Origin of the sequence: Floccifex sp., assembly GCF_051873495.1 — a bacterium.
Classification (GTDB): Bacteria; Bacillota_I; Bacilli_A; order Erysipelotrichales; family Erysipelotrichaceae; genus Floccifex.
Window position 1 is genome coordinate 1 of the sequence record NZ_JBJEEX010000110.1, and the last position, 5,437, is coordinate 5,437.

The following is a 5,437-nucleotide window of genomic DNA, read 5'->3' on the forward strand; positions in this document are numbered from 1 at the left end:
TTCATTGTTTCTTCTTCTAAAACCGCAGGATTTCGCATACAAGAAATATGTTCAACATTCGGATTATATAAAGCAGCCGTAAAGTAATCATAACATCCTTGATCGCATCCTAAACAATATTTGATAGAATTTATATTACCTGCTTTGGCTTTATTACAGAATTCAGGATCCGCTAATTGGGCACGTGCCATAACAACTAAATCCGCTTTATCTTCTTCAAGAATTTGTTGTGCTAATTCTGGGGTATTAATACGACCACAAGGCATTGTGATCATACCTGTTTCTGAACGAATGCGAGCGGCATTTTCAACATTGAAGCAATGTGGAATATCTAATGGAGCTACTTCATAAATCGTTGCAGCTGTCATAATATTTCCACGTGATACATTTAATACATCCACTCCTAATTTCTTAGCATCTTTACAAAAATCAATTACATCTTCGATTGTTAGTCCTCCCGGAAGCATATCATCTTGACAGTCAATTCTCATAAACAAAGGCATATCCTCAGGAATATTTTCACGAATAGCTTTAATACAAGCCAATGGGAATTTCTTACGATTTTCTTGTGTTCCTCCCCATTCATCCGTTCGATGGTTTAATCCCCCTGACAACATAGAATGAGGTAAATAATTATGAGCACAATGGAATTCCACACTATCAAAACCTGCTTCAACCGCACGTCGAGCCGCTTGTCCAAATTCTTCAATCACTTGTAATAATCTTTCATTGCTGATGGCAGGAACTGTGTATTGAGGCGATAAAGGCATTGAATCTGGTAATAAGATTTCAGCTGTTTTATCACTGGCAACTGCTAATCCTCCTTGCCATAATTGCACGCATGTTTTTCCACCGGCTTCATGAATCGCATCATTTAATTTTTTTAATCCGGGAATATATTTATCTTCCGCAATAGAAAGGAAACCATGAGGAGAACTTGCTTTGTCAATTGCAGTAACTTCTACTGTATTTAATCCACATCCTCCTTTAGCACGGGCAACATGATACGCGATCAACTTATCGGTTACACTTCTTCCATCTTCACTTGCCGCACTTTCATGCGTTCCCATGGCCGCCATAACCACACGGTTCTTTAATTCTAATCCTCTAATTTTAATGGGTGAAAATAATAAATCATACATAAATTTTTCCTCCTAAATTGTAAGTGCAACTTGCACTGCTTGGGCTGTAGCATCCAGTGCTTGTGCAGGATTTGATGCATCCCCAATCAAATAAATTTCACTTACACTGTCTTTTATTTTTTCATATAAAGTTTGATTTGATTTCGATCCAATCGCATAAATTAAATAGTCAATATTATCTTTAACAATCATTTCTTCTTTATGTTTTAATGTCGCATGTCCATTTTCATATTTTTCTAATTTAGTATCCGTTAATAATTCTGCTTTTAATTCTTGAAGCAATGGAACCAAGTTAGCTGGTCCTACATTCATTCCTACACGAGGTGCCATTTCAATTACCGTAATATTTGTTTGTGGTGCGCGACTTTGTAAAGATAGAGCCGTTTCAAGGCCAACCATTCCACCACCAACAATTAATACGTTTCCTGATTCGATTGGGAAGTCTCCTTTTAAATATTCATGAGCCGTACAGATTTCTTTTCCCTTTTGTAATGATATTGGATTAGAACCCGTTGCGACAATGTAAGCATCATAGTCTTCATTTAAAATAGATTCATCCACTTCCACATTCAATTTTATTTCAACATCTAAACGATTTAATTCTTTTTTCAAATATTGAATCCATTTTTGTAGTTCTTGTTTATGAGGAGGAAGACTTGCCAAATTAATTTGTCCACCTAATTCATTACTCTTTTCAAATAAAGTGACTTTATGCCCTCTCATTTGTGCATAACGAGAAGCGGCCATTCCTGCAATTCCTCCACCAATCACAGCAACTTTTTTAATAGTTTGAGCTGGTTCTAGTTTCATTTGATCTTCTTTACCTACAAAAGGATTCATAACACATGAACCAGGTAATCGTTTACTTTGTTGACCAACACATCCCACTAAACATGCAGCACATGGTGCAATTTGTTCGTCTTTATGTTCTTTGGTCTTTAGTACAAAATCTGGGTCAGCTAATAGGGCACGACCAATCACAATTCCATCCACTTCATTCATTAAGTCACGAGCTAATTGTGGTTCATTGATTTTACCTACAAGTAAAACAGGAACACTACTGATTTTCTTAATTTCAATGGCTTCTTTTAAATTACTTGCTTGTGATTCCCCATGAGATGGCATAATTTTATTTGGCATTTCATATTGAGAACCGCCACTGATTTCAAAAGCATCAATTCCATGTTCAATTAGATATGGAACAAGTGTTTTCGTATCTTCTAAAGTATTTCCTCCTTCAATTTTTTCACTACCGGAAATACGTAAAATAATAGGAAAATCTTTTCCACATGTTTCTTTAATCGCATCAATGACCTCAAATAAGAAACGAGCACGATTGAATAGAGACCCACCATATTCATCATTTCTTTTATTTCGTCTAGGACTTAAAAACGATCCTAACAACATATAGGCATGGGCACAATGTAGTTCAATGCCATCGTATCCAGCTTTTTTAATGTTTAAAGCTGTTTGAGCATATTGATTTGTGATGTGATGAATCTCATCAATCGAAATGGCTCTTACTTTTTGTCCCATTGAATTATAACCATCACTTGGTGCTAAAGGTGTAATTCCCATAAAGCTAGAAATGCTTTCTGGTCCTGGATGTGATAATTGTGGAATCACGCGACAATTATAGGAATGAATCCTATCGGTAAATTCTTTATGAGCCGCAATAGATTGTTCACTTCGAAAACACAATGTATTTCCTAAATAAGGAACATTGGGATCTACACTCGTTACATCGGTTATTATGCATCCGACTTCTCCTTGAGCTCTTCGCGTCCAGTACGCGATTTCCTTTGATGATGGATTTCCACTTGGATCATCGTATCCTAATGTGATAGGTGACATAAATGTTCGATTTTTTAAAGTCATCGAACCAATTTTTAATTCTGAAAATAAATCTGACATGTTATCCTCCTTTCGTCTTTTTATTTCCAAATGTATCACGAATAATTTCGTAACAATTATTACGAATTTCTTCCACTTGCCACAAATCAGGGTTATTCATAAATTTCATATACATGCTCTTGGTCATTCCGTAATAGAATTCCGCTAATAACCATTCTGGCATATCTTTTATTTCTTTCTTTTCAATTCCTTGTTTTAAAATTGAAGTTATATCACGAATAAAGTCATCTCTTTCAATGAGTGAACTCGTATTGGGATTTGAACTATATAATACTTCTACTTTGGCTTCTAAAGGATGATTGATACAATAGTTCACAATATTATCAAAACGAACACAAAGACATTCAATTGCACTATCAATGTTTTCTAATCCAGCATTACATGCTTCTACGTCTAATTGATGGCAATAATGATAGACTTCTTTAAATAAAGCTTCTTTTGAGTCAAAGTAAAAATAAAGTGTTGCCTTTGAGATTCCAACTCCATCGGCAATCATCTGCATCGATGATAAATCCAATCCTTTTTCACAAATGAGATGGATACAACTTTCTATTATTTCTTGTTTTCGATTATTATTTTTCATAAATTGACCACTCGGTAGATTTTTCTAATTTCATCTTAAACCATAAAAAAAGAAGATGTCAATGACATCTTACATAAAATATAATAAACCACATAATAGACCAATCACATACCCCACTACAACATCACTTATATAATGTACACCACCAATGATTCGCATCATCCCTAATATAAATGATATCAAAAGTAGAATAATTCCGATTGTTGTATTCACATATAAATAGCTCATCGAAATAATCACAGCACTAAATACATGGCGACTTGGCATAGAATGTCCTTTGGTGTCTTTTATGATAATCGGATGAATGGGATGTGTCTCATAGGGTCTAGGTCGATTGATTTTATCTCGTACAACACTTACTAATATAAAGGAAATCATAGGTATAAATAGTATTTTTATATCTTTTGATAGAATCAATAACACTGGATATAAAATATACATTAAATAGGTTGTGATCTTATTAGTAATTTGAATTATCGTTTTATAACTTGAAAATGATTTTTCTATTTTTTGATAAAATAATTCGTAATTCATAACCCTCCTAGAAAAAAATGTAGTCAATTGACTACATTATTTTGGTAATTTAAATGAACTCTTCAATGAAGTAATACGATTTAATACAAAGTTTTCATCTGTTGAATCTTTCGTATCAATGCAATAGTATCCATTACGAACAAATTGGAATGAATCCCCTGGTTTAAATTCATTGATATAAGGTTCTACATATCCATCCACAACAGTTAATGAATTTGGATTTAAATTCATTGAACCATCTTCGTTATATACTCCCTTAGATTCATCAACTAAGTTTTCATATAAACGAGCTACAACTTTACGAGCTGTAGTTTGTTCTACCCAATGAATTGTTCCCTTAACTTTACGAGCTGTAAATCCTGTTCCATTTTTTGTTTCTGGATCATATGTACAATGAACTTTTGTGATCTTGCCATTTTCATCTTTTTCAAATCCTGTACAAGTTACGAAATACGCATTCATTAAACGAACTTCATTTCCTGGATATAAACGGAAATATTTTTTAACTGGTTCTTCCATGAAATCATCACGATCAATCCATAGTCTCTTTCCAAATGGTACATCATGGAAACCTAATTCTGAGTTTTCAACGTTTGTACTAGCTGGTAAGTATTCAATTTGTTCTTCTGGATAGTTATCAATGATTAATTCAATTGGATCTAATACAGCCATAATGCGTGGTGCTTTTGGTTTTAAATCTTCACGAATACAGTATTCTAACATCGCATAGTCTACTGATGAATTTGATTTAGAAACAGAACATAAATCCATAAATAATTTAATTGATTCTTTTGTGAATCCACGTCTTCTTAAAGCCGCAATTGTGACAAGACGAGGATCATCCCATCCATCTACAACTTTATCTTCTACTAAACGCTTAATATATCGTTTACCTGTTACAACATTGGTAACATACATTTTCGCAAATTCAATTTGTTTAGGGAATTCTTCTGGACTATTTTTATATCCACATTCAATAACTACCCAATCATATAAAGGACGATGATCTTCAAATTCAAGTGTACAAATCGAATGAGTAATTCCTTCAACGGCATCTTCAATTGGATGGGCAAAGTCATACATTGGATAAATACACCATTCATCTTGAGTATTGTGATGATGAATACGTGCCACACGATATAAAATAGGGTCACGCATATTGATATTAGGACTTGCCATATCAATTTTAGCACGAAGTACTTTCGAACCATCTGGGAATTCACCATTCTTCATTCCTTCAAATAAACGAAGATTTTCTTCTATT

The 5,437-nt window shown here is 33.8% G+C and carries 5 protein-coding genes; all 5 read right to left on the reverse strand.

The genetic code is table 11. The annotated features are described in order from the left end of the window. On the reverse strand, positions 1 to 1,142 hold a 1,142-nt coding region (locus tag ACI313_RS06420; RefSeq protein WP_439755578.1), incomplete at its 3' end, for an NADH:flavin oxidoreductase. Between the two features lie 12 nt (positions 1,143 to 1,154). After that, complete coding sequence (locus ACI313_RS06425; protein ID WP_439755579.1) at positions 1,155 to 3,056, reverse strand: NAD(P)/FAD-dependent oxidoreductase; 1,902 nt, start codon at positions 3,054 to 3,056, stop codon at positions 1,155 to 1,157. Position 3,057: 1 nt separating this feature from the next. Continuing rightward, positions 3,058 to 3,639 (reverse strand): TetR/AcrR family transcriptional regulator, encoded by a 582-nt coding sequence (locus tag ACI313_RS06430; protein ID WP_320607966.1) that lies wholly within the window; start codon positions 3,637 to 3,639, stop codon positions 3,058 to 3,060. A 69-nt stretch (positions 3,640 to 3,708) separates the two neighbouring features. After that, the gene (locus tag ACI313_RS06435; RefSeq protein ID WP_320607967.1) at positions 3,709 to 4,173 is read right to left on the reverse strand and encodes a phosphatase PAP2 family protein; all 465 of its coding nucleotides are present in this window, start codon (positions 4,171 to 4,173) and stop codon (positions 3,709 to 3,711) included. Positions 4,174 to 4,209: 36 nt separating this feature from the next. Beyond that, positions 4,210 to 5,437 (reverse strand): glutamine--tRNA ligase (gene glnS / locus ACI313_RS06440; RefSeq protein WP_439755580.1); only part of this gene is annotated, 1,228 nt, incomplete at its 5' end.